The organism is Winkia neuii subsp. neuii DSM 8576 (assembly GCF_000420405.1).
GTDB classification, from domain to species: domain Bacteria; phylum Actinomycetota; class Actinomycetes; order Actinomycetales; family Actinomycetaceae; genus Winkia; species Winkia neuii.
Genome location: NZ_ATUW01000008.1, coordinates 1 through 24,539, shown reverse-complemented (window position 1 = coordinate 24,539; position 24,539 = coordinate 1). Strand labels below are relative to the sequence as shown.

Annotated in this window: 19 protein-coding genes, 1 tRNA gene, 1 rRNA gene and 1 other RNA gene; 16 read left to right on the top strand and 6 right to left on the bottom strand. The window is 54.3% G+C overall.

From position 1 onward, the window contains the following. The first annotated feature begins 138 nt into the window (after nt 1-138). Nucleotides 139-369, top strand: coding sequence for a FeoA domain-containing protein (locus G437_RS0108115; protein WP_231782338.1), 231 nt, complete (start codon nt 139-141; stop codon nt 367-369). Next, on the top strand, nt 366-2,375 hold the full coding sequence (gene feoB, locus G437_RS0108110; protein ID WP_024332061.1) for a ferrous iron transport protein B: 2,010 nt from the start codon (nt 366-368) through the stop codon (nt 2,373-2,375). Before G437_RS0108115 ends, feoB begins: the two co-directional genes overlap by 4 nt. Before the next feature lie 310 nt (nt 2,376-2,685). Here the strand turns inward: feoB and aceE are convergent, their stop codons facing one another. Further along, the gene (gene aceE, locus G437_RS0108105) at nt 2,686-5,433 is read right to left on the bottom strand and encodes a pyruvate dehydrogenase (acetyl-transferring), homodimeric type (protein ID WP_024332060.1); all 2,748 of its coding nucleotides are present in this window, start codon (nt 5,431-5,433) and stop codon (nt 2,686-2,688) included. 220 nt (nt 5,434-5,653) lie between these two features. On the opposite strand from aceE, the gene G437_RS0108100 reads away from it, so the two are divergent. The 3 genes from G437_RS0108100 to hisC all read left to right on the top strand — a co-directional run bounded on the left by G437_RS0108100 (nt 5,654) and on the right by hisC (nt 7,438). After that, the gene (locus tag G437_RS0108100; RefSeq protein WP_024332059.1) at nt 5,654-6,064 is read left to right on the top strand and encodes a DUF3052 domain-containing protein; all 411 of its coding nucleotides are present in this window, start codon (nt 5,654-5,656) and stop codon (nt 6,062-6,064) included. Nucleotides 6,065-6,110: 46 nt separating this feature from the next. Next, a tRNA-Val gene (locus tag G437_RS0108095) sits at nt 6,111-6,187 on the top strand. A 195-nt stretch (nt 6,188-6,382) separates the two neighbouring features. After that, nucleotides 6,383-7,438, top strand: coding sequence for a histidinol-phosphate transaminase (hisC, locus tag G437_RS0108090; protein WP_024332058.1), 1,056 nt, complete (start codon nt 6,383-6,385; stop codon nt 7,436-7,438). On the opposite strand, the gene G437_RS11230 is transcribed toward hisC, so the two are convergent. The 3 genes from G437_RS11230 to G437_RS0108075 form a co-directional block, all read right to left on the bottom strand. Beyond that, nucleotides 7,430-8,869: an LssY C-terminal domain-containing protein gene (locus G437_RS11230; protein WP_024332057.1), complete on the bottom strand. Its 1,440-nt coding sequence runs from the start codon at nt 8,867-8,869 to the stop codon at nt 7,430-7,432. The genes hisC and G437_RS11230 overlap by 9 nt on opposite strands. A 121-nt stretch (nt 8,870-8,990) precedes the next feature. Then, nucleotides 8,991-9,755, bottom strand: a complete 765-nt coding sequence (locus tag G437_RS0108080) for a YaaA family protein (protein WP_024332056.1) — start codon at nt 9,753-9,755, stop codon at nt 8,991-8,993. After that, nucleotides 9,755-11,122 carry an NAD(P)/FAD-dependent oxidoreductase gene (locus tag G437_RS0108075; RefSeq protein ID WP_024332055.1) on the bottom strand — a complete coding sequence of 456 codons (1,368 nt, stop codon included), beginning with the start codon at nt 11,120-11,122 and terminating at the stop codon, nt 9,755-9,757. Before G437_RS0108075 ends, G437_RS0108080 begins: the two co-directional genes overlap by 1 nt. Nucleotides 11,123-11,225: 103 nt before the next feature. On the opposite strand from G437_RS0108075, the gene G437_RS0108070 reads away from it, so the two are divergent. The 3 genes from G437_RS0108070 to rnpB all read left to right on the top strand — a co-directional run bounded on the left by G437_RS0108070 (nt 11,226) and on the right by rnpB (nt 13,206). Further along, nucleotides 11,226-12,104 carry a Nif3-like dinuclear metal center hexameric protein gene (locus G437_RS0108070; RefSeq protein WP_051141926.1) on the top strand — a complete coding sequence of 293 codons (879 nt, stop codon included), beginning with the start codon at nt 11,226-11,228 and terminating at the stop codon, nt 12,102-12,104. Then, nucleotides 12,101-12,835, top strand: coding sequence for a zinc ribbon domain-containing protein (locus tag G437_RS0108065; RefSeq protein ID WP_024332053.1), 735 nt, complete (start codon nt 12,101-12,103; stop codon nt 12,833-12,835). Before G437_RS0108070 ends, G437_RS0108065 begins: the two co-directional genes overlap by 4 nt. A gap of 37 nt (nt 12,836-12,872) precedes the next feature. After that, nucleotides 12,873-13,206: RNase P RNA component class A (gene rnpB, locus G437_RS11000), an RNA gene on the top strand. A gap of 30 nt (nt 13,207-13,236) precedes the next feature. On the opposite strand, the gene ppgK is transcribed toward rnpB, so the two are convergent. Both ppgK and map read right to left on the bottom strand, forming a co-directional pair. Further along, entirely contained in the window at nt 13,237-13,980 is a 744-nt protein-coding gene (gene ppgK, locus G437_RS0108060) for a polyphosphate--glucose phosphotransferase (RefSeq protein WP_024332052.1), read from the bottom strand. 12 nt (nt 13,981-13,992) lie between these two features. Further along, nucleotides 13,993-14,880, bottom strand: coding sequence for a type I methionyl aminopeptidase (map, locus tag G437_RS0108055; protein ID WP_024332051.1), 888 nt, complete (start codon nt 14,878-14,880; stop codon nt 13,993-13,995). A 101-nt stretch (nt 14,881-14,981) separates the two neighbouring features. On the opposite strand from map, the gene pheS reads away from it, so the two are divergent. The 8 genes from pheS to G437_RS0108010 form a co-directional block, all read left to right on the top strand. Beyond that, nucleotides 14,982-16,058 carry a phenylalanine--tRNA ligase subunit alpha gene (pheS, locus tag G437_RS0108050; protein ID WP_024332050.1) on the top strand — a complete coding sequence of 359 codons (1,077 nt, stop codon included), beginning with the start codon at nt 14,982-14,984 and terminating at the stop codon, nt 16,056-16,058. Beyond that, nucleotides 16,058-18,613, top strand: a complete 2,556-nt coding sequence (pheT, locus tag G437_RS0108045; protein ID WP_024332049.1) for a phenylalanine--tRNA ligase subunit beta — start codon at nt 16,058-16,060, stop codon at nt 18,611-18,613. Before pheS ends, pheT begins: the two co-directional genes overlap by 1 nt. Nucleotides 18,614-18,720: 107 nt before the next feature. Continuing rightward, complete coding sequence (locus tag G437_RS0108040; RefSeq protein ID WP_024332048.1) at nt 18,721-19,236, top strand: flavodoxin domain-containing protein; 516 nt, start codon at nt 18,721-18,723, stop codon at nt 19,234-19,236. A 172-nt stretch (nt 19,237-19,408) separates the two neighbouring features. After that, nucleotides 19,409-19,912, top strand: a complete 504-nt coding sequence (locus G437_RS0108035) for an arginine repressor (protein ID WP_024332047.1) — start codon at nt 19,409-19,411, stop codon at nt 19,910-19,912. Between the two features lie 19 nt (nt 19,913-19,931). Then, nucleotides 19,932-21,164, top strand: coding sequence for an argininosuccinate synthase (locus G437_RS0108030; protein WP_024332046.1), 1,233 nt, complete (start codon nt 19,932-19,934; stop codon nt 21,162-21,164). Between the two features lie 8 nt (nt 21,165-21,172). Then, a complete protein-coding gene (argH, locus tag G437_RS0108025) occupies nt 21,173-22,588 on the top strand; it encodes an argininosuccinate lyase (protein ID WP_024332045.1) in 1,416 nt (471 codons plus the stop codon). 85 nt (nt 22,589-22,673) lie between these two features. Next, complete coding sequence (tyrS, locus tag G437_RS0108020) at nt 22,674-23,936, top strand: tyrosine--tRNA ligase (RefSeq protein WP_024332044.1); 1,263 nt, start codon at nt 22,674-22,676, stop codon at nt 23,934-23,936. Between the two features lie 372 nt (nt 23,937-24,308). Next, nucleotides 24,309-24,539 (top strand): 16S ribosomal RNA (locus G437_RS0108010); the annotation flags it as partial.

The window sequence follows — 24,539 nt, the reverse complement described above, 5'->3', positions numbered from 1 at the left end:
TGGCTGGGCCCCTCTATATTGCCGCAGTGTATGTTTTCGGGTGATAGTGAATTGTGCAGACGCAATTGTATGAAAACGGTATTTGGAGTTAGGCTTGCTTAACCTGATCTGATCGCAAGCTTGGGGGGCCTTCTAACCGTGTCTGTGTCGCTGCTCGAACTGCCGAGGCTAAAGCGAGCTCGCATAATAAAAGTACGAGTTGCTGAGCAACATTCTTTGCGCCTGTCGGAACTTGGAATCAGGGCAGGAGCAAACTTGGCTGTAGTAGGCAAGGGCGGCATGGGTGGAGTCGTGATCAATATTTCTGGTTCGCGGTTGGCGGTGGATCATCGTTCTGCCGGGTGCATTGAAGTAGAGGAGATAGCATGAGTTGCCCTAAATGCGCGCCTACAGTACAGACTTTGCCCCGACCCGACTCGTCCGTGTCGGTGGCTCTAGTTGGGAATCCCAATACTGGCAAGTCCACCCTATTCAATGCACTTACTGGGTCTAAGCAGCATTGCGTAAATGCTCCGGGAACCACAGTGGAGTGCATGGTTGGTACTTGGCAGAGTGCAAATGTGCGGTTGATGGATTTGCCAGGCACTTATTCGTTGTTGCCAAAGAGTCCGGATGAACAAGTTGTAGTCGATACACTTGTCCAACGGACTTCCGTCCCTGGAGGGCAAGAGGCGCCTTTGTCACTGGCGTTGGTGGTACTTGATGCGACGTCGCTTGAACGTTCGCTCTACCTGGCAGGACAGGTTGCGCAGACGGGATTGCCTGTAGCTTGCGTGGTTACGTTAGCGGACGTTGCTCGCCAAGACGGGATCGAGCTTGATCCGCAGCGGCTCGAACGGGCGCTGAAAGTTCCCGTTACTGTGGTAGATCCTCGGCATCGTCCCCAGGCGCGCCTCGATGAATTTATTGCCCGAGCGCTTGCCAATCCCGCAGTTATTGATGTGGGTGGCTCGCTCGATGCCACGGGCGATTTCGGGGACAAAATGGAAAATGCGGAGCAGCTTTTCGAATGGGTAGAGCAGATCTTAGCAAGGGCCGGGCTTAATTCTGCAAACCTCACCGAGCCCTCCTTTTCGGACAAGGTTGATCGCATTCTTTTGAATCCCTTCCTAGGGCTACCAATATTCTTTGCGGTAATGTGGTTGCTCTTTGAGCTCGCTGGAAGTTGGGTAAGTCCGTTACAAGATTTTTTCGAAAACCTTTTTGCTTCTACCGAATCCGGGGCGTTTTCCTTAGCTAACGGCCTAAGTTGGGTGCTGGGCGAACTTTCGCTTGCAGATTCTTGGGTGCATTCGCTGCTCGTAAACGGTTTGGCTACCGGGCTGGGGGTAGTGGCTTCGTTCTTGCCGTTGATGCTGGTAATATTCCTCGCTATTTCAGTACTAGAGGATTCCGGATACATGGCTCGCGCAGCTTTTCTGGCCGATCGTATTATGCGAAAGATCGGCCTAGACGGGCGGGCGGTATTGCCTCTAATCATGGGGTTTGGCTGTAATTTGCCTTCCTTGGCAGCGTGCAGAACACTATCCAATCGAAATCAGCGAATCATTACTACGCTAATCATTCCGTATACTTCCTGCGCCGCTAGGCTCACTATTTACTTACTTATCGCAAAGGTGTTTTTCCCGCGGCATACCGGCACCGTGGTGTGGGCAATGTATGTGACGTCGATTCTGTTAGTAGTTGCTGCGGCCTGGATAGCTAAACATTTTCTACCAACCGATAGTGAAGCGCCGCTCATGCTCGTACTTCCCGCCTATCAGTGCCCCCGGGTGCTTCTAACGCTGCGCAGGGCCTGGCTGCGCTCGTGGGCTTTCGTCAAGGGCGCGGGCAAGATTATTGTCTTGCTGACAATGATTGTGTGGCTCATGAGCTCAATACCGCTGGGACAGGATGCGGCCCAGAAACATTTTGCAGACCCAACGCTTACAACTGGGCAGTCTCTTTATGGCAAGACTGCCAAGGCATTGGAACCGGTATTTGCTCCCACCGGATTCGGCGAATGGCACATGACCGGGGCGCTGATGACGGGATTTGTGGCGAAAGAGACTGTGATTTCTTCCATCGTTACCTCCTACAACATGGATCCCGAAAATGATGGCGGCGATGCCGAGGACGGTGGCAATGATTTAGGGAAACTGCCAACGTTGCTGCGCGATTCTCTAACTAAGTCGGCAGGCGAGGGCAATGAGCCCATCGCCGCCCTCGCATTCTTAGTGTTTGTTCTCGCCTATACGCCCTGTATGGCAACAGTTGCCGAACAAGTACGCCAAATTGGTGGCAGACTTACTGCAGCTGCCGTATTGGGGCAACTAGTGTTGGCCTGGATATTGTCAGTAGGGATATTTCAGATTGGAACGTTGATATTCCGATGAGAAGGGCTTTAACTCAGCAAGTCATGGAGCAGATTTCACAAGGAAAGACGCTGCCAGCGGTGGCAAACAATCTTCGAGTCAGCGTACCCTTCGTCAAAGTTATTTTGGAACACTACCGCCGCCTGGGAATAGCGCAGAGCGCAAAGAGTGTGTGTGCTTCCGGGCTGGGGGCTTGTAGCCCGGAGACACCTACCAGCGCCGCCGTCCGGGTACACTGTTCCGGTTGCCCATTGGCTGCAGGCTAATTGGAAGCGAGTGTTAAATAAGTTGTGGGGCATCACGTGTACGTGATGCCCCACAACTTATTTCTTTAGGCTACGGAGTCGTCGGAATCGTCAACTCGGTGGGAGGTAGCGTTCACGTTCATGAGATCGTATTTCTCGATAGCCTGACGGATTAGATCGCGTTCAATCATGCCGTCGTCGGCCATTGCCTGCAGCGCGCGCACAACCATCGATTCGGCGTCGATTAGGAAGTGGCGTCGAGCTGCCGGGCGGGTGTCCGAGAATCCAAAGCCGTCGGCCCCCAGGGTGTAGTAGCGTCCGGGGATCCATTCCCTTAGGAGGTCGGGAAGTATGTGGTCGAAGTCTGTAGAGGCTACGAACGGACCGCCAGTGTTTTCGAGCTTCGCCGTCACATAGGGTTTGGTGTAGTGGTCTGGATCGAGGTAGTTTTTCCGGTTTGCCTCCATCCCGTCGCGGCGGAGCTCGCCCCAGGATGTTACAGACCAAACGTTGGCTCCGATGCCCCAGTCGTTTAGTAGCAATTCACGAGCATGGCGAGCCCAGGGGACTGCCACGCCAGATGCTAGTAGGTTCACGACAGGGCGGTCAGGGGCGGCCTCGTCAATCTTGTGGATGCCTCGCAATATGCCTTCCACGTCAACATTTTCAGGTTGGGCGGGCTGCACAATAGGTTCGTTGTATACCGTCAGGTAGTACATTACGTTCGGATCGCGGTCGCCTGGATCGCCATACATGCGCTGCAAGCCGTCACGGAAAATATGGCCAATCTCGTAGGCATAGGCGGGATCGTAGTGCACGAATGCGGGGTTGGTGGCTGCGAGTACGGGCGAGTGCCCGTCCATATGCTGGGTGCCCTCACCGGTAAGTGTGGTGCGTCCCGCGGTAGCGCCAATAACGAAGCCGCGTGTAAGTTGGTCACCTGCGGCCCAGAACTGGTCCCCCGTACGCTGGAACCCGAACATCGAGTAGAAAATGTAGAACGGGATCATGGGAACGTTGTGGGTAGCGTAGGAGGTGCCTACCACCTGCATTAGAGCAGCCGAGCCGGCCTCGTTGATGCCGGTGTGCATCAATCTTCCTTGCTCGGATTCCTTGTAGGAAAGCATTAGATCGTGGTCCACTGCGGTGTAGTTTTGGCCGTGGACGTTGAAGATCTTGGCGGTTGGGAACATAGCGTCGAGGCCGAATGTGCGCGCCTCGTCCGGAATGATTGGGACGAACCGCTTGCCGATGTTCTTGTCCCGCATGAGTTCCTTGAGCAATCGCACTAGAGCCATAGTGGTAGCTACTTTTTGCTTTCCCGAGCCCTTGGTCATCATCTTGTAGGTCTTTTCGCCGGGCAGCTCTAGGTGTGGATCTTCGCGGTGCCTGGAGGGTAGGTATCCTCCCAGTGCCTCACGGCGCTCAAGCATGTACCGCAGCGCCGGATCGTCCTTGTCAGGCATGTAGTAAGGAGGCTTGTAAGGATCCTTTTCGAGTTCCTCGTCCGTGATTGGAATGTGGAGCCTGTCGCGAAGTGCCTTTTGGTCTTCCAACGTGAGCTTCTTCATCTGGTGGGTGGCGTTACGTCCGGCAAAGTGTTCGCCGAGGGCGTATCCCTTGATGGTGTGCGCCAAGATTACTGTTGGGCGTCCCTTGTGTTTGAGGGCGGCATCGTAGGCAGCATAGACCTTGCGGTAGTCGTGGCCGCCACGGCGCAATTCCCAGATTTGCTCGTCGGACCAGTTCTTTACGAGTTCCTTTGTGCGTGGGTCGCGACCAAAGAAGTGCTCGCGGACGTAGGCGCCGTCGTTTGCCTTCAAAGTTTGGTAGTCCCCGTCGCGGACCTCGTCCATTAGGTGCACTAGTGCGTGGTCCTTGTCGGCTGCTAGCAAACCATCCCAGCCGCGGCCCCAAATCACCTTGATAACGTTCCAGCCGGCGCCTTTGAAGTAGGATTCGAGTTCCTGAATGATTTTGCCGTTGCCACGTACCGGCCCATCGAGGCGTTGCAGGTTGCAGTTGACAACAAATGTTAGATTGTCCAGATTCTGTGCTGCTGCAGTCTGAAGCATGCCGCGGGATTCTGGCTCATCCATTTCGCCGTCGCCGAGGAACGCCCAAGTGTGTTGTTCGGAGGTATCTTTGATGCCATTTAGATGCAGGTATTTGTCGAACCAGGCCTGATAGATGGCCTCGGCTGGTCCTAGACCCATCGAAACGGTTGGGTACTCCCAGAAGTTAGGCAGTTGGCGGGGGTGAGGATAGGAGGGCAGGCCTGAGGGCGTGGAGACCTCCTGGCGGAAGCCGTCCATCTCTTCCTCGGAAAGGCGTCCCTCTAGGAATGCGCGGGCGTAAATTCCGGGGGAGGCATGGCCCTGGAAGAATATGTGGTCGCCGCCTCCCGGATGTGATTTGCCGCGGAAGAAGTGATTGAAGCCGACCTCGTAGAGGGTAGAGACTGAAGCATAGGAGGAAATGTGCCCACCTACGCCTATCCCGGGGCGTTGGGCCCTAGTTACCTGAACTGCTGCATTCCACCTAATCCAGCGGCGGTAGGCTCGTTCAGTGTTTTCGTCACCAGGGAAATATGGTTCATCCTGAGCCGGAATCGTGTTGATGTAAGGGGTGGTGAAAGAGGCTGGAACGGACACGTTTTTGCGGCGTGCGGCGTTGAGCATGGCAAGCATGACATAGCGCGTGCGATTTGCACCCCGTTCTTCGATCAAGTCGTCCAGTGATTCAATCCACTCGCTAGTTTCTTCAGGATCATTGTCGGGAATCTGAACTAGCAAACCGTCAACAAGTGGGCTCGACTGCTTCTGTTCGGGCACGTCATCTCTTTCCTCTTGAAGGATCAGCCAAGAAGGCGTCCTTGCCGTCAGGGGCACAAGGGTCCCTCGTTCAATTTGAATTGTGCCATAAGTCCCGGAAAAGTTCGGGCTGAAGAGAGATATTCCTGTCCCAACTGAGGGTGATATGTCCCATCTTGGCTTCTGACAATGTAAAGTGAACACAGACACGTACCCGATTTATTGTTTCAAGGAGAAAAAGGTGTCCCAGAAGTCGGCTGTGAAGCCGCTCGATTTCAAAGAAGACCAGATTGTTCAGGAATTTCTTTGGGATCAAGATGCTGACGAAGCTTTGCGTGAGGCAATCGCCAAGCAAACTAGCAACGAGCTAGTAGATGAAGACTACGCGGATTTAGTCGACGGTGCCATTATTTGGTGGCGCGCGGACGACGGGGAGGCCGACGACCTCACGGATTGTCTTGTCGATGCCACCCAAAATTTTGCGGGTCCAGGGGTAGTGTGGGTAATCACACCTAAGCCGAATCAGCCCGGGCATGTTTCGCCGTTTACTATCGAAAGCGCAGCTCAGGTGGCAGGTCTGCACGCCACCTCCTCGGTCGTGGTCGCGCCGGAGTGGGTGGGCACCAGGGTACAAACCCGCGATCGTGCATAGCAGGATTTTTGTTTTTGAGTCGCAATAAGTTATTGTTGTGGCTCCAGGGCCTATAGCTCAGTTGGCTAGAGCGTCACGTTTACACCGTGGATGTCGGGGGTTCGAGTCCCTCTGGGCCCACCAGGCAGGTCCCGGCGTTAGCCGGGGCCTTTTTTGTCCCGATTATTCTGCATGGGTGCAGTATTGGGACCCACTTTGCTTGGGAGTTTCGAACTGGTGGTGCGCCCTCTAGTAGCTAGGCCCATGTACTTTTCTGCTCGCTGGGTCGCAGGTCGGAACTTCGATACGGCTGCGAAACTAAATGGATAAGGTGGGCGTATGAGTGTTTATTTTCGTCCGGAAGTTCTTTCTTTGCCCAGGTACAAGCCGGGAAAAACTCCGCTAGGAGCCGGGGCAATTAAGCTTTCTTCAAACGAGAATCCTTACTTACCTAAGGAGGCGGTGCTTGAGGCGGGTAGGCTGGCACTTCAGAAGATAAATCACTATCCCGATCTCTTCTGCACGTCTTTAAGGGAGCAATTAGCGCGCTACCATGGCGTGAAGGCAGAGCAGATTGTATGCGGTAATGGCCTTTCTGCCTTGCTGGTGCATGCACTCACGGCAGTAGCTGGACCCGGTGCGGAGGTGCTTTTCGCCTGGCGCTCCTTCGAGTCCTATCCGATTGCCACTGTGACCGCTGGCGCAAAGCCTGTGACAGTACCGCTCAAAGAGGGCGTCCACGATTTGCAGGCAATGGCGGCGGCAATAACTGCTCGCACTAGGGCGATTATTATCTGTAATCCAAACAATCCTACGGGCAAGGGGGTGTCCCATGCCGACCTTGTGGCATTCTTGCGGGCAGTGGACCCGCGGGTGCTGGTTATTGTGGACGAGGCCTACATAGACTTCTCTGCAGGCCCGGTCAGTACCGTTGTAGGCGAGCTAGAGGATTTTCCAAATGTCGTTGTCGCGCGAACTTTTTCGAAGGCTTTTGCCCTCGCCGGCGCCCGAGTAGGGTATCTGGTTGGCCATAGCGAAGTAATTTCAGCTATCAGCGCAGTGGCTACGCCTTTTGGGGTGTCGGCGCCAAGCCAAGCCCTAGCACTGGCGAGCCTACAAAATCGCGAGGCCGTCGCTGAAGCCGTGGCGAAATTAGTAGCTGAGCGAGAGCGCGTGCTGGCTGAATTAGCCAAGGTGGGGCTGGTTATTTCTTCGCAGGCTAATTTCTACTGGCTAGGTGCAGAGGTTTTCAACGCATCGGTGCCTGAGGTTGCCCACTTTTACTTGGAGCGTGGTGTTGCGGTGCGCCCGTTTGCTGAGGGGATTCGCGTCAGTGTCGGTTTGCCGGAGGAGAACTCGCGTTTCTTGGATTCACTGGACCAGGTTCTAGTCTGATTCCAAAGCTCGTTTCGAGACGAATCGTCTAGTGTCTGGTTCTGAGAGTTGCATAAGGGCGATCGTGAGCAGGCCTACATGTAAAACGATTACCGGGAAATCGGCTTGCCAGGATAGGAAATAACCGACTGAGAAAAGTACTAGTTGGGCGAGTATTACCCCCATAAGGAAGATTCTGGCAAGTTGCGAACCATTCATCATGCGCCAGCACAACAGAAACTGTACCCCCAACAGTACGGCCATCGTGGCCCCGCCAACTGTTGCTAACAGAGGAGCAACTTCGCTTACGTGCGTTACCGGTAGTTTCTCCACAATCTCATTTGCTACCGCGGCATGTACGTAATGGTCCCAATGCCACAATGTCCAGGCGAAAGTAGCGATGCCGATACCCGCGGAGGCAAGCACTGTGACGACCCCTAGAAAAGCAGAAAGAGGTCGAGATTGAGCCAGATCCTTCGTTATCTTAGAAGCGTCTGACAGAGAGTGATTTCCGTGCAGTTTGAAGGCTTCCATAAACGAAGAATCGGTACTGCCCCCCGTCGCTTCTTGGGCTTTCATGTTGTCGAGGGTCTTTTGCGCGCGTCGTTTGTCAACTTCTTCGGCCTCTACTTCGCGAAGATCTAATATCGGAAGATCGCCATCGGTCTTGATCTGGTCTCCGCCCCCGTTGCGGGAGTGGTAGCCGGTTGAAAAGTCCTCTAGTACATCGACCTTTACCTGGGGAATATGCTCCCTCACTGTGTCTACTATATGGTCGCGTTCCACGTCGGTGTCTTCGTCAATTTTGTGTGTCACTTGCAGCGTGAAAATTGAAAGTCCTACTGCTTTGTCGAAGGTTCCACCTGCTAGCCAGTCCACCCTATGGCCCCCGGGGAGCAGCCAGTCTTTGGGAACCGCCCAGAAACGAACGTGGTGACGTTCTTTCGGATTGCCGTCAACTTCTTGCTGATAGGCAAAGTCTTGTTTGCGTCCAAACAGGTGTAGCGGCGATATGGGGGCCTCGGGATAAGACTTGCGGGTAAGGGTAGATTGAATCATCTTCCGTGCAGACGAGGCCGTAATCGGGTCGGCAAGAGTCCAACCTGCCCCTCGCATTGCCGCGTGGACCTGTTGGGCTGTCCCCATTGCAGCCAGATTTATTGGGTCGCCAAGTAAGCCGTCTGAGGTCCTCGCCCTCCCAATAAAATAATTCGGTACGTAGATGTCAGTGAGGATAGAGTGAAGCCTGGGTAGGGTGAGGTAGGAGGCCACCGCCCAAATGATTAGCGCCAGCAATATTGCCCACCATCCTCGCGACCAGACTTCTAGGAGCAGGAAGATGTTTAGCCAGAGGCCGGCAACAAAGGCAAGGATGAAGAAAATTTTGTCGATCACCCCGGCTTTTTGCTGCCTTTGCCTCAGCCTGCGGGCTCGTTGCTTACTGTTAGACACCTCTAAATCTTATCGCGCTCGTACCGAGGGCGTCTTTTAGGCAATCTAAGAGTTTTCGCGGCCTAAGGTGCAATTTCCGCCCTCGTTAATACATACGCTGCTTGGAGCCCGGAGGGTGAAGCTAACCTACAACGAGAGACAAATAGCTGCCTTTGGATCCCTCTCTCAGCTGAGCTTGGCACACAGCAGGAAGAGAATTGGCAACCTCCACGACTTCGCTAATAGAGCAGTCTCGGCCCTGCTTTAAAAGGGCTGCGGCAACCATCCCACGGTACTTTTTTGCCATGTGCGAGACAATTTGTTCTTTTCCGTTTTTGATTCGGGCCACTCTGACCGGAAAAAGATGATGGCTGTGGCCCGGCCATGCTTTGGCGTATTGGCCCGACCGGCAATCCAAAATTAGCTGGTCTCCTGCAAGGGCATCCAACAGTGGCTCTAAGTGTGGCCTCCAGTAGGAGGCTAGCGCCCCGAGCCCGGGTAGTTTTACTGCCATTGATAGCCGGTATGCGGGAATTCGCGAAAAGAGATCCACTACTCCGAAAAGGGCAGAGCAAACTAAGATCTCGACCTGCGGCGAAGGGCCATTCTGAGCAGCTATGGCACTAAGGCCTCCATCCTCGTAAAGGACGCCGGAATACACCGCGTAAGCCGGGGCTGTGGGAGCCGTCTCGAGCTCGGTATTAGCACCCACAGTTTCAGCAAGGGTTGGGCCAACCGAGAGTATTTCCATTGCTTCTTCGCTCTTGGAGGTATTGACAAGTTCTTTTAGCACCTGTCTACGGCTTTGTTCTAATTCCCGCGCAAACGGTTGAAGCTCAGAAAGGTCCAATACTGGGCCCTTATTTGGCCGAGTCTTTCCCTCGGATGGGGGCAGTAAAATCAGCATTACTTAACAGTATCTGTGTCCTCATCTAAATGAAGATTTTCGCCTCTCAGGAGTTTTCCGGAGGCACCTGTGCCGAAGCGTTCAAGCGCAAGCCTGCCAACTAGTTGTTGGTTTGTGGTTGTGCGAGCGGAGCGAGCGTTGGAAAGAAAAGAAATTAGCCAGTGCAAGAGAGTACCTACTCGGGCTTTAAATCCGGCGATGTAGAGGAGGTGTAGGAAGCACCAGGCGAGCCAGGCGGGGAATCCGTGGAACTTAAACTTTCCAATTGAAGCAACCGCGCTGAACTTGGCGATCGTCGCCATAGATCCTTTATCCCAGTATTCAAAGGGGCTAACCTCGCGCCCGGCCAACCTGGCGCTAATTACTCTAGCCACATATCGGCCCGATTGGATGGCGCCTTGAGCCACTCCTGGTACGCCCTCGCGGGCCATGAGGTCGCCCACCACAAAGATGTCCCGATAGCCTGGTATTTGCAGGTGCTCGTCTACCTTTACGCGGCCGGCACGGTCTAGTTCTACCCCCGTGGCGGCTGCCAGTTTCTTACCGAGGGCGGAGCCCTGCACACCTGCCGCCCAGACTTTGCACACGCACGGGATGACCTCGATATTTTTGTCTTTGTCCTGCAAAGTTACGGAGTCGGCGTCTAGATCTGTTACGAGTTGGTTCATACGAACCTCTACACCTAGCTTTTCTAATTCGTGCCGGGTGCGTCCACCTAGTTTTTCGCCAAAAGCCGGTAGCGGGGTAGAGGCGCCGTCAACCAAGATCACACGGGCGTCTTCGGGGTTTACATTTCGGAATTCACCTTTTAGGGTGCGGGAGGCTAATTCGCGGATTTGCCCGGCCATTTCCACCCCGGTCGCCCCCGCACCAACTACTACGAAGGTCAATAGTCGCTGTTGGGCCTTTGAGTCTTCTTCAAGTTCGGCCCGCTCGAAGGCGCCGAAAATCCGGGCTCGCAGCTCGAGAGCATCGTCGATGCTTTTCATACCGGGGGCAAAGCGGGCAAATTGGTCGTTGCCAAAATACGACTGTCCGGCTCCGGTGGCAACTATGAGTGAATCGTAATCTGTCGAATATCGATTCGTGTGATTGCGCCATATTACTTGCTTATTTTTGGGATCTATATCTTCAACGAGACCTAGCAGTACGCGCACGTTCTTTTGCTTGTGCAGGATTTCGCGGGTGGAGGGGGCAATTTGTCCGGGCGATAAGATCCCGGTCGCGACCTGGTACAGCAAGGGCTGGAAAAGGTGGTGTGAAGTCCTGTCGATCAAGGTGATAGCAACGTCCTCGTTCGTCAGTGCTTTGGCCGCGAATAGGCCTGCGAATCCCGAACCGATTATGACGACACGATGTTTACCCACATGAACTCCTCTAATGGACAGATCAACATGCTAGTTTTGGGCTATAAGCACTTCCGACCTATAAATTGTGCCCAGCTAAAGATGAATATTGCAAGGTGTGAGTATGTATATTCCTGATGTTGAACTAATAACAAGCCTGCAAGGCAGGCGAAGTTGCGTCGAGGATGTTTTAAGGGTAATGGAGCGTCTATACCCTGAAGCGCTTCGCGAGGAGTGGGACAAAGTGGGCCTAATTGTTGGGGATCCAGCTTGGGACGTCTCGAAGATCCTGCTTGCCGTAGACATAGTACCGAGCGTAGTTCGGGAAGCCTTGGGCGTAGGTGCAGACATGATTGTTACTCACCATCCTCTTTATTTGCGGGGTACCTCTTTCGTGGCGGCAACGAATTACAAGGGCAGAATCGTTCAGGATTTGCTTACTAATCACATTTCGCTTATGAATGCGCACACCAATGCCGATGCCGCGCGTCGAGGGGTGAGTGAAGCGCTGGCAAACCTATTTGGCCTTTTTCACGCATCCCCGCTTCAGCCTTTAGCGAGCGAACCCACTTTAGGGATCGGGCGGGTTGGGATGCTAGAGGAACCCACCACGGTGCGGACTTTGGCCGAACAGGCTGCCCGCGTATTGCCGGTCGGTAAGTCTCCCATTCGCGTGGCGGGCGATCTGGATTCCGAGGTTAGGGTACTGGCTGTATCGCCAGGGGCCGGCGATTCGTTATTATCTCGGGCAAGGTCAGCTGGAGCGCAGGCGTATATCACGTCCGATTTGCGTCACCACCCGAGTTCGGAACATATTGAAGATGGGGGTCCCGCCCTGATCAACGGTTCCCACTTCGCAACGGAGTTCCCTTGGCTACCTATGGCGGCGAGGGATTTAGGTGTCCAGTTTGAGCGGGAGGGACTTGGTATGCAGATATGTTTATCCCATACCATTACAGATCCATGGGTAGAGTACTTTCCGGCAGAATTGAAGGAACTATGAAGGCAGCCTCAGCTGAACAGCTCAAACTGGTAGAGCTACAAGAACTGGACCAAAAGCTCGCCAAACTCAGGCACCAGAAGAAAAGTATGCCTGTTTTGGTGCAGATCAGTGAGTTGGAAAAGGAGAAAAAGTCCGTATTGGCTTCCCAGGTGGCGCTCAAGACTCGCGCACACGATGCGCTGAGAGCCCAGCGTGCGGCCGAAAATGATGTGGATCAAGTCACTAGTCGGCAAAAACTCCAACAAGATCGTCTCGATTCCGGGCAGGCCTCCCATAAAGAACTTTCGGCTCTGCAGGGGGAGTTGGCGCAGCTGGCGCGCAGGCGCGAGGAACTCGAGACGGCAGCGCTCTCTCAGCTGGAGCGGGCTGAAAAACTCGAGCAGCAGCTGCGCGAAGCTAGCGCAGTGGTTCAGGATATTGAGGCCAAAATTAACCAGAAACAGTCCCAATGCGGCGAAGAAGCGTCTCACCTCGAAGAGCAGATAGCTGCCCTTTCAAAACAGCGTGAGTTAGTAAGTGCCAACATCGACGGACCGCTATTGGATGAGTATGAGCGAATCGCGTCCCGCACCGGTGGGGTTGGCATAGTGTGCGTGCGAGGGCGAAACGTCGTTGATTCGAACATCGATTTCTCGCCGGCGGAATGGGAAGAAATTCGTTCTGCGGCACCAGACGAGGTGATTTACTCTGAGGAATACGAATACCTCATCGTGAGGCTGCCCAAACTCTAGCTTTTACTTTTGCCCGTGCACGCGTAAAATATGTTGGCAAGTTGGCCGGACGGTCGCGGCGCAAGTCGAGGAAAGTCCGGGCTCCACAGGACAGGGTGGTGGCTAACGGCCACCCGGGGTAACCCGCGGGCTAGTGCCACAGAAAATAAACCGCCGTACGGCAAGGGTGAAAAGGCGAGGTAAGAGCTCACCGCGCGCCAGGTGACTGGAGCGGCAAGGTAAACCCCACCCGGAGCAAGACCGAGCAGCAGATTGGTTGTCCGCCTTTATCTGCGGGTAGGTTGCTAGAGCCCTTCGGCAACGTGGGGTGCAGATGGATGGCCGTCGCCTTTTCGGAGGTACAGAACCCGGCTTACAGGCCAGCTTTTAATTTTTAGGGGCAGCGCTGCTGCCCCTAAAAATTAGCCTTTAGCCGCCAGAATTGCTGCCCCCACAATTCCGGCCGTGTTGCGAAGTTGTGCAGGTTTTATTTCGGTCTTGAGCGACAGCTTTGGCAAGAACTTTTCGTGATGCCTAGACACTCCGCCGCCGACTACGAACAGATCGGGGGTAAATAGTTTTTCGAGGGTGGAATAGTACTTTTGGAGACGTTTCGCCCACTTGTCCCAAGAGAGCTTCTTCTTTTCGCGTACGGAGGCGGCAGCTTTTTCTTCAGCATCGCGGCCATCAATTTCGATGTGACCTAGTTCGGTGTTGGGGACCAATACGCCGTCCACCACCACCGCTGAACCTATGCCGGTTCCCAAGGTAGTTACAATCACTACGCCCTTGTGACCCTTCGCTGCGCCGTAGGCTACCTCCGCGTATCCTGCTGCATCGGCGTCATTTACTGCGCTGACTTCGTAGCCAGTATATTTTTTGATTTCTTCGCAGACGTTCACGCCAACCCAGGATTGATCCAGGTTTGCCATAAAGGCTACAGCTCCGTTGCGTTGGGGCGCAGGTAGCGCCACCCCGATAGGGGTACCGTCGGGAACTTCGCATCGCTTGATTAGTTCTCCGATGGTGAGGGAGACCGCCTTAGGAGTGGCGGGGATAGGGGTCTTTATGCGCTCGCGTTCGTGAACTAGTTCTCCGGTTTCGAGGTCGACGAGTGCTCCTTTGATGCCAGATCCGCCAACATCAACTCCAAACGCGAGCGCCATTTAAAGACCTTTCTATTTTTGTGTTGGCAGGGTCAGGATTTCGGCCCCGTCCTCTGTGACAACAATCGTGTGTTCGAACTGTGCGGTGCGGGAGCGGTCGGCTGTGACCACGGTCCAGTCGTCCTCCCACTGTTCCCAGTCAATACTACCCAACGTCAGCATTGGCTCGATGGTGAATACCATTCCAACTTCCATAACTTCAGCTGCGCCGGGCGAGGCATCGTAGTGGGGGACAATCAAGCCTGAGTGGAAGGCCTCGCCTACCCCGTGGCCGGTATAGTCGCGAACTACCCCGTAGTTGAAGCGTTTTGCATATGATTCGATTACTCGCCCTATTACGTTTATTTCGCGGCCGGGCTTGACAGCCTTGATACCGCGCATCATTGCCTTTTCGGTGCGCTCAATAAGCAGCTTGGACTCTGGATCTACATCGCCCACTTCGACCATTGCACAGGTATCTCCGTGTACGCCGTCTTTGTAGGCGGTTACGTCCAGATTTACTATGTCGCCGTTCTCTAGTGGGCGATCGTCTGGGATTCCGTGGCAGATTACCTCGTTGACAGAGGTGCAAATGGATTTTGGGAAACCCATGTATCCCAAGCAAGATGGGTAGGCGTCGTGATCGACAATGTATTGGTGGGCAATCTGGTCTAGTTCGTCGGTAGTAACCCCGGGTGCAACAGCTTTCGCAGCTGCGGCGAGGGCGTCGGCAGCGATAGTTCCGGCACGGCGAATTTTTTCTATTGTGTCGGGGTCCTTGGTATCGGATGCGGTTACTACTTCGGGGCCGTCGTGGAACATGTATTCTGGTCGATCGATGTGCGCGGGCACAGAGCGGCGCGGCGAGATGGTGCCGGGGGAGGTATTTCCTAAAGGAGCGCGGTTAGCTAGATTTGTCATGTCCTCATTCTATGGCGCAACGCGTGTGGGCTAAATTCATAAGCTTGTCCAAGGCGCGGTAACCTTGGGGTGCAAAAGAACTTGGTGGAGGAAAAGTTTTTATGACAACCCAGCTCACCCCATTAGATGGGCCAGGTATCGAAGCAGCGGTCAAAGAAGCTCTAGAGGCCTTCTCTGCTGCAAGAAACTTGGCTGATTTGAAGTCCTTGAAGGCGCAGCATATTGGCGACGATTCGCCGATTGCGTCGGCAAACCGCAAGATGCGCGAAGTTCCTAAAGAACAGAAGGCCGAGGCCGGCAAACGCATGGGAGCCGCTAGGGCTACCGTGCAGAAGGCGTTTGCTAAGCGCAATCAGGAACTTGCCGAAGAAGCCGAAGCTAAGGCGCTTGCCGAAGAGGTCGTAGATGTTACCGTCCCCACTGGGCGGACGCTTGTGGGAGCTCGCCACCCGCTGCAGACGCTGATGGAACAGATTTCTGATTTTTTTGTTTCTATGGGATGGGATATTGCAGACGGTCCCGAGATCGAGCATGAGTGGTTTAATTTTGATGCGCTCAATTTCGACATCGACCATCCGGCTCGTCAGATGCAGGACACTTTTTACATAGACGGCACTTCTGTCGGGGGTAAGAATCTGCGCGACGGAAATTTGGTTATGCGCACTCACACCTCGCCTGTGCAGGCCCGTGTGCTGCTCGACCGTACCCCTCCCGTGTATGTGGCCTGTCCGGGAAAGGTGTTCCGTTCGGATGAACTGGATGCCACACACACTCCTGTTTTCCACCAGGTAGAGGGGCTTGCAGTAGACAGAGGCATTACAATGGCGCATCTGAAGGGAACTTTGGACCATTTTGCCAGGGCGATGTTTGGCCCTGATGCTCGGACTCGCCTGCGCCCTTCTTATTTTCCTTTCACTGAACCCAGTGCCGAGATGGACCTGTGGTTCCCTCAAAAGAAGGGCGGTCCGGGCTGGATTGAATGGGGCGGTTGCGGAATGGTCAACCCGAATGTGCTGCGCGCTTGTGGCATCGACCCCGAGGTTTACACAGGTTTTGCGTTTGGGATGGGGATTGAACGAACTTTGATGCTTCAGCACGGAATTGCCGACATGCACGACATTGTCGAGGGCGACGTCCGCTTCTCCAGTCAATTCGGTACTACAGGAAGGGGAAACTAATGCCGTACGTAACTTTGGATTGGCTTGGCGAGCATGTACAAATTGCCGAAGGCACTGACGTTGCGCGACTAGCTAGTGACTTGGTCAAAGTGGGGATAGAAGAGGAACAGATTCACCCCTCCCAGGTCCAGGGTCCCTTAGTAGTTGGAAAGGTTTTAACGCAGGAGCCTAAAGAACAGAAAAACGGGAAGGTCATAAATTATTGCCGCGTAGATGTGGGCAAGTACAACGATGCTCCCGGAGAGGGCAAGGAGCCCTCTGAACTGCCATCGCGAGGCATTATTTGTGGGGCACACAACTTCGGCCCCGGCGACTTGGTTGCTGTGGTATTGCCGGGTGCGGTACTGCCCGGGCCGTTCCCGATTTCTTCTAGGAAGACGTACGGGCATTTTTCAGACGGAATGATTTGTTCTGAGCGAGAGCTCGGCCTGTCTGGGGAGCATCAAGGAATTTTGGTTCTGACTGAAAAATATGCGTCTGAGCAGATTCCGGCTCCGGGCGAATCGCTGATGGAGCTTTTCGGCTTTGGCGAGGAGATTCTGGAAGTAAATGTGACTCCCGACCGCGGTTACTGTTTCTCGATGCGTGGCTTGGCTCGCGAGTATTCGCACTCTACTGGGCGTCCATTTACCGATCCCGGATTGGCTGAGGTTAAGGCAGCCGACGGGAAGGGCTTCCCAGTCGATATTTGCGATGAGGCGCCCATTCGCGGGAATGTGGGTTGTGATCGCTTTGTCACACGGGTTGTGCGCGGCGTGGACCCGCAGGCGAAAACGCCTGGGTGGATGGCACACCGTCTAGAGGTGGCGGGTATGCGTTCTATTTCGTTGCCTGTCGACATTACTAATTATGTGATGTTGGATTTAGGCCAGCCTATGCATGCCTACGACCTCTCTAAAGTCCGGGGGCCGCTGGTCGTAAGGCGTGCTCGAAGTGGTGAAAGCCTTAAGACATTGGACGAGGTGGACCGCGCTCTAGACGAGCAAGACCTGCTTATCTGTGATTCGGATTCGGCCAATAGAGTGCTCGCAATTGCCGGGGTCATGGGGGGTGCCGATACCGAAGTCGACGGTGAAACCACCGAGGTCTTATTCGAGGCTGCTCACTTTGATCCGGTTTCTGTGGCTCGCTCTTCGCGGCGCCACAAGATACCTTCCGAGGCTGCCAAACGCTTCGAACGCGGGGTGGATCCGCAGCTGCCTGCCGTGGCTGCCCAGCGAGCGGTAGAGCTGTTAGTCGAGTACGGTTCTGGGGTGGCAGATGCTCATGCCACTGATTTGAACGAGGTACCCGAGCCCCGCCGAATAGCTATGGCGGAGGATTACCCTTGCAGACTCACGGGAGTTGACTACTCTCGCGAACGGATTTGTGAGTTGCTCCGTAGGATTGGTGCGAAGGTTCAAGAACAGAGCGATTCGTTTGTCGTCACCGCTCCCTCTTGGCGTCCGGATCTTACAGGACCGGCTGATCTTGTCGAAGAAATTGCTCGTCTAGATGGCTACGACAAGATTGATTCTGTAGTTCCTGCTGCCCCGGCCGGCACGGGCTACTCGTTTGCACAGAGGGTAAAGCGCGATGTGCAAGCTGGTTTGGCACAGGCTGGCTTGACGCAGGTGCTTTCTTATCCATTTATTGGAAACGCACATGATCGGCAGCATCTTTCCGAAGATGATCCTGCACGTAAGTGTGTGAAGCTTGCTAATCCCCTTGCTGGGGACCACCCGTATTTACGAACCTCAATACTGGATACTCTGTTGCCTGTTGCGGAACTCAATGTGGCGCGTGGGATAGATTCACTCGCTATTTTTGAATGCGGGAAGGTTTACCATCCCCAGGGCACTGTGCCGGCAGCGCTGCCAAGTGCTGACTCGCGCCCCGACGAGCAGACGATCGCGGCGTTGCAGCGCGGTGTCCCTGCTCAGCCCGACCACCTTGGGGTGGTTTTCGCCGGGGCTGCGCAGCCGATTAGTGTGCTTGGTAAATCGCGCGAATTTGATTGGGCGGATGCTATTGAAGTGGCTCGCTCGATTGGCCGCACGGTAGGGGTATCCGTAGCTGTGGAGTCTGCTTCCGGCGACACCGGCCCGTTCCATCCTGGACGAGTTGGTTTGCTCAAGGTAGAAGATAAGGTGTTTGGACGCGCAGGTGAATTGCATCCGCGAGTGGTAAAGGAATACCACTTACCTGCCCGTTCGGCCGCTTGCGAGATTGACCTGTCTAAGCTACTCGATAGCGCTGGTCGGGCTGCCAAACAGGTTTTGCCGGTCTCTACATTTCCGCCGTCCAAAGAGGACCTTGCGCTAGTAGTAGACGAGGCCGTTCCGGCGGGCAGCGTAGAAGCCTTGATTCGGTCGTCGCTCGGCGAAGTTTGTGAAGACGTTCGGCTATTTGACGTTTATCGTGGCGAGGGCATTGGTTCGGGGAAGAAGTCCTTGGCGTTCTCCCTCAAGATGCGTGCCCCGGATCGTACTCTTACCGCCGAAGAGACGGCTGGCCTGCGGAAACGGGTTGTGAAGAAAGCTGGGAGGAAGTTTGGTGCTAAATTGCGCAGTTAGGTAAGAGGACCCAGCTAGAAAATTCCGCGCTCTTTCGGGAGCGCGGAATTTCATCTATTGGGACCTTTTATTACGCATGAGAACAGTTTTAGGGCGATACTTAGAACATGAAGACGCTAGTAGCAGTTGCGACAAAACATGGTTCCACAGGTGAAATCGGTGACGTTATCGTCGATGAGCTGCGCAATGCAGGCCATGAGGCGAAACGAGTTGATCCCGCTAAAGTCCGCGACCTCTCCGGCGTAGATGCCGTGATTTTGGGTAGCGCGGTCTATATGACTCAGTGGCTCGAGGGCGCGTCCGATTTTGCCAACAAGTTCGGTGATGAACTTAGGAAGCTGCCTATGTGGGCTTTTTCTGTTGGCCTTTCTGGAGTTCCTAAAGGGAACGTGCAAGATCCCTCTAGAGTGGGTCCGGTGCTTTTGGCTATGGAGCCAATCGATTACGTAACCTTCAAAGGTAAGCTCGACCCCTCGGTTCTCAACTTGCGTGAGCGCACCGTAGCCCGTCTAGGGGGCGCTCTGGAGGGGGATTTCCGCGAGTGGGATCGCATTCGTGCCTGGGCAGGAAAGGTGGCGGCTAGCCTCAATGAGTATCAGCAGGAGGCTGACGGGGGCGAATAGCGGTCGAGTTTGACGCTTACCTTCGCGCTCCTCATTGGAAGGGCCGGATTTTCGGTTTCTTCCTTTGGGGAGCGTCTTAGTTTGCTTATTTGTCGGCGCCCCCAGCACCTTTGATGAATATGCGTAATAGTGTATAGTTATACGCGTGCTTTGTTGATAGCGAGGAGGACGCATGGGACGGCTACGTCCAGAAACAAAGGCTGCGCGAAGGGCGGCGATCGCCGAGATCTTCGCGTCTGAAACTATTGGTTCACAGGCACAGTTGCGTGAGGCGTTGCAGACGAGGGGAATTACTACTACCCAGGCAACGCTCTCGCGTGACCTTGTTGAAATGCACGCGACTAAAATGCGTAACGAGCATGGGGACTATGTCTATGGTTTGTCGGCGCCGCAAACCGTTCCCGGCGAGGCAAGTACGGAGTCTGGGGTAGTACGTTTGCGGCGATGGAGTCAAGATCTTGTCGTCGCAGCTACGGCGGTGGCACATCAGGTAGTGTTGCGCACCCCGGCGGGCGCGGCCCAGCTCCTCGCTTCAGCTATTGACGGAGCGATGCTCGAGGGCGTAATTGGATGTGTCGCCGGAGACGATACCGTCCTCATCATTTGCGTGGATTCGGACCAGGCAGAGCTAATTACTGAATATTTAATGAAATTCGCAGAATCACGCGGAAATTGAATCTCACAAGAAGGCAGAAATGACGAAGAAAAGAATTGTCTTAGCGTACTCGGGAGGCTTGGATACCTCGGTTGCGATCGGGTGGATAGGGGAACAGACTGGAGCCGAGGTGATTGCCGTAGCTGTTGATGTCGGGCAAGGCGGCGAGGATCTCGAAGTGATCAGGAAAAGGGCACTCGATTGTGGTGCTGTAGAGGCGTATGTCGCCGATGCTAAAGAGGAATTCGCAGCTGAATACTGCATGCCAGCCTTGAAAGCAAATGCCCTTTACCAGCGCAAGTACCCACTTGTGTCGGCAATTTCTCGCCCACTTATTGTGAAACACCTAGTTCGCGCTGCCCGGCAGTTCGGGGCGGACACTATGGCTCACGGCTGCACTGGCAAGGGTAACGATCAGGTCCGCTTTGAAGTCTCTTTCACCTCGATGGCTCCGGATTTGAAGTGCATCTCTCCCGTTCGCGATTTAGCACTTACCCGTGACGTGGCAATTGAATATGCCCAGCGCCATGAGCTTCCAATTGAAACTACTAAGCACAATCCTTTTTCCATCGATCAGAATGTTTGGGGTAGGGCCGTCGAGACGGGGTACTTGGAAGATTTATGGAATAGTCCGACTAAAGATGTTTACACCTACACTGACGATCCAACTTACCCGCCCTTGCCGGACGAACTTACGCTCACCTTCGAAAAGGGTGTCCCCGTAGCTATTGATGGCAAGGCCTGCGGGCCTCTGCAAATTATTCAAGAGTTGAATTCCAGGGCTGGAGCGCAGGGCATTGGTCGTATTGACATTGTTGAGGATCGCCTAGTTGGCATCAAGTCCCGCGAGATCTATGAAGCTCCTGGGGCTGTTGCGTTGATCGAAGCCCACAAGGAACTCGAAAACGTCACGATTGAACGGGAACAGGCGCGCTTCAAGCAGCGTGTCGACGAGAGGTGGGCTGAGCTGGTTTACGATGCCCAGTGGTTTTCCCCTTTGAAGAAATCTTTGGACGCGTTTATCGAGGACACTCAAACTTACGTGAGTGGCGACATTCGCTTGCTTCTCCATGGTGGGCGCGCAACTGTTACGGGGAGGCGTTCGGACTCTTCTCTTTACGATTTCAATCTAGCGACTTACGAAACCGGCGATACCTTCGACCAATCTCATGCGAAAGGCTTTATCGAAATCTACGGGCTGCCAGCTAAACTTGCGGCCGCACGTGACGTGAAGTTTGGTCGCGGTGTCGATTTTGGAATTGGGAATCTCTAGGTAGCGTAATGGCAAATCATCCTCTTTCTTTGTGGGGCGGTCGTTTTAGTGGCAGCCCCGACCAAGCTCTGGACGCGCTGTCGGTATCTACGCATTTTGATTGGCGGCTAGCGCCTTACGACATTGCAGGTTCTGTTGCTCACGCGCGCGAACTTGGCCGCGTTGGGCTGCTTACGAGCACCGAGCTGGCTCAAATGCTCGCGGCTTTGGAAAATTTGTTGGCGGACGTAAAATGTGGCCGGTTCCAGCCCTGCCCTACAGATGAGGACGTGCACACTGCATTGGAGCGCGGTTTGCTCGACCGAGCAGGAGCTCAGTTAGGGGGCAAGCTGCGTGCTGGCAGATCCCGCAATGACCAGATTGCCACTCTGATAAGAATGTACCTGAGGGATGCAGCAAAATCTTTGGGTGGGGCAGTCCTGGAGCTGGTGGATGCTTTGTTGGCCCAAGTCGAGGCCGCAGGGCAGGCTATTATGCCTGGCCGTACTCACATGCAGCACGCTCAACCGGTGTTGGTTGCCCATCACCTGCTTGCTCACGTGTGGCCCTTGCTGCGTGACCTGCAACGTTTTCTGGACTGGGAGGAGAGAGCAGCTTATTGTCCCTACGGCGGTGGGGCGTTGGCGGGTAATACGCTCGGTTTGGATGCCAATAATATTGCCAGTGAGTTGGACTTTTCTGCTCCTTGCCAGAATTCTATTGATGGGACTGCCTCCCGGGATGTGGTTGCTGAGTTTTCGTTTATCTGTGCCTTGCTCGGTGTGAATTTGTCTCGCTTGGGCGAGGAAATAATTATTTGGAATACGGTCGAGTTTGGGTATGTGAAGCTGGCCGATCAGTTTTCTACTGGCTCGTCGATAATGCCGCAGAAGAAGAATCCGGATGTAGCGGAGCTTGCTCGGGGCAAGGCTGGGCGCCTTATTGGGGATTTGCAGTCTTTGCTGGTCGTTTTGAAGGGGCTTCCGCTGGCTTACGATCGGGATTTGCAAGAGGACAAGGAGCCGGTTTTCGACCAAATAGATACTTTGTCGGTCCTTCTTCCGGCTATGGCGGGGATGGTCCGTACGATGGAGCTCAATACAGAGCGGATGGAGTACTTGGCCCCTAGGGGGTTCTCGCTGGCTACGGATATTGCGGAGTGGCTGGTTCGCCGTGGTGTTCCATTCCGTAGTGCGCACGAGCTTGCTGGAAAGGCGGTTGCTTTGGCGGAACGGACTGGTAGGGAACTGTGGGAGCTCACCGATCAGGAATTTGCGCAGATTGATCCCGCTTTCGATGGGCAGGTGCGCAGTGTTTTGAGTGCCTCCGGCTCGGTATGCGCTAGGTCGGGGGTCGGGGGGACTGCTCCGGAACGGGTGGCAGAGCAGATTGTCCAGGCGAAAAACCTCGCTGACGCCCTCCGTAAATGGAGTTGCAAGAAGTAACTGGGGATGCCCGAGTTGGCATTTTGTCTACTAAGTGCGAGACACTATGAGCGAATGTGTAAATACCTGTAGGGAAGGAACCACAGTGACCGACATTATTGATGAGCTGCAATGGCGCGGTCTGATTGCTCAGCATACTGATTTAGCTGAGTTGCGCAAGGCTTTAGCCGAGGGGCCCGTCACGTTCTATTGTGGTTTCGACCCAACTGCGGCCTCATTGCATCACGGTCACCTGGTTCAGGTGCTTATGATGCGCCACCTGCAAAATGCTGGACATAAGCCGATTGCGCTAGTTGGCGGAGCTACGGGGCTTATCGGAGACCCGCGTATGAAGGGCGAGCGTACTTTGCAGTCCCGTGAGGTTGTCGAGGGCTGGGTTGAGCGGTTGCGCAAGCAGATTGCGCACTTTCTCTCGTTCGAGGGCGACAATGCTGCTGTGATGGTGAATAACCTCGATTGGACTAGCGAGTTGTCCGCTATAGATTTGTTGCGCGATTTGGGGAAGAATTTCCGCATGGGCACCATGCTTTCGAAGGATGCGGTAGCCAAGCGTCTGAATTCTGAGGAGGGGATTTCCTACACGGAGTTCTCTTACCAGGTATTGCAGGCAAATGACTTTTTACAACTGTACGAACGCTACGGCTGCACCCTCGAAACGGGTGGAAATGATCAGTGGGGGAATCTTGTCGGAGGCATGGATTTAATCCGCAAGGTGCATGGCAAGTCGGTTAACGTAATGACTACTCCGCTGATTACTAAGGCGGATGGGACAAAGTTCGGCAAGTCCGAGGGCGGAGCCATTTGGCTGGATCCGCAGATGATGTCGCCCTACGCTTTCTACCAGTTTTGGTTGACTGCGGAAGATGCAGACGTGGTGCGTTTCCTTAAGGTATTCACTTTTAAGTCACGTGAAGAGATTGAAGAGCTCGAGCGGTTGACTAATGAAAAACCGCACCTGCGGGCGGCGCAGAAGGCGCTGGCCGAATCAGTAACTCGGCTGGTGCACGGCGACCAGGCCACGGATCAGGTGTTGGCGGCCACCGAAGCCCTTTGGGGCAAGGGCGATCTGAAAGCTATTGACGAAAAGACTCTTGCTTCGGCAACGGAATCGTTGCCTGCTACACACTTTGAAGTGGGTACTTCTTCCGTGGTGGATTTACTGGTTGGCACTGGTCTCGAGAGAGGGAAAGGGGCTGCCCGGAGGACTATTAAGTCTGGCGGTGCCTACTTGAACAATGTGAAGGTAGAAGATGAAGATCGAGTGATTAGTACTTCAGATCTGCTGTCCGGTGGGAAAGTACTAATTCGAAAAGGCAAGCGAAATCTAGCGGTTGCGACCGCCGAGTAGCATATTTTCCCAGTTCGGACGCGGTGTGGCGAGGCTCACCGCGTCCGAATTTTGCATATAGGGCGGGTGCGTGCTTATAGTATTTCCCGTTGCGGTTCGCCGCGACGGACAAGAGAAATAGTTCTCGGGAAGCGTCATCTTGACAAAGTCGGAGTCGCTATTCTAGAATGAGTTCTCGTTGCTGCGCTTGCCGCAGCTGCCCAACCTCTAAGTATAGGGGTTCGTGGTGGGGTTGTTTTTGTTCTCGATAGTGTGTTTTTGTTTTTTGCTCTTTTTTGTGTGTGGGCTTTGCACTTCTTTTTTGGTTGTGTGAGTCTGTTTTTTGTTTTTTTGGTTGGGATTGCCCTTTTTTGGGTGTTTTCTGAATGTTTTTGTTTGGAGAGTTTGATCCTGGCTCAGGACGAACGCTGGCGGCGTGCTTAACACATGCAAGTCGAACGGGATCCATTGGTGCTTGCACTTTTGGTGAGAGTGGCGAACGGGTGAGTAACACGTGAGTAACCTGCCCTTTTCTTTGGGATAAGCCTGGGAAACTGGGTCTAATACTGGATGTTCCGGCTTCCTCGCATGGGGTTGTTGGGAAAGGTTTTTTCTGGATTGGGA